The sequence below is a fragment of the Mesorhizobium sp. M7A.F.Ca.MR.148.00.0.0 genome, assembly GCF_003997735.1.
Classification (GTDB): domain Bacteria; phylum Pseudomonadota; class Alphaproteobacteria; order Rhizobiales; family Rhizobiaceae; genus Mesorhizobium.
Genome location: NZ_RZTB01000393.1, coordinates 1 through 492, shown reverse-complemented (window position 1 = coordinate 492; position 492 = coordinate 1). Strand labels below are relative to the sequence as shown.

The following is a 492-nucleotide window of genomic DNA, read 5'->3' as shown; positions in this document are numbered from 1 at the left end:
GCGACATCGCGCTGTACGAGGCGCGGCTCTACAGCGATGTCGAGATCACGCCGGAAAACCTGATGAAGATGTCGGCCGTCATCCCGGGAACCGTCGGGCTCTTGCCGGACGTCAAGTTCGATGTGATCGGTTTTGCCTGCACCTCGGGAGCGCTGGTTATCGGCGAGCACAAGGTCGCCGAACGCGTTCACGAGGTGCTGCCGGGGGTGCAAGTGACCAACCCGGTGACGGCGGCAAGGGCGGCGCTGAAGGCCCTGGGCGTCTCGCGGATCGCGCTGCTCACCCCTTACTTGGCGAAAATCAATCATTCCTTGCGGGCATCGCTGATGGCGCGGGGGATGGATATTCCGGTCATGGGCTCCTTCAACGAGGCGGATGACAATGTCGTTGCACGCATCACACCGGCATCGGTCAAGCAGGCCATTTTGGAGATCGGCGCGTCGAGCGACTGTGAGGCGGTGTTCGTTTCCTGCACCAGCATGCGCGTTGCCC

At 62.6% G+C, this 492-nt stretch carries 1 pseudogene; it reads left to right on the top strand.

The features are described 5' to 3' along the window. Positions 1–492: pseudogene (locus tag EOB49_RS34670) on the top strand (Asp/Glu racemase); the annotation flags it as partial.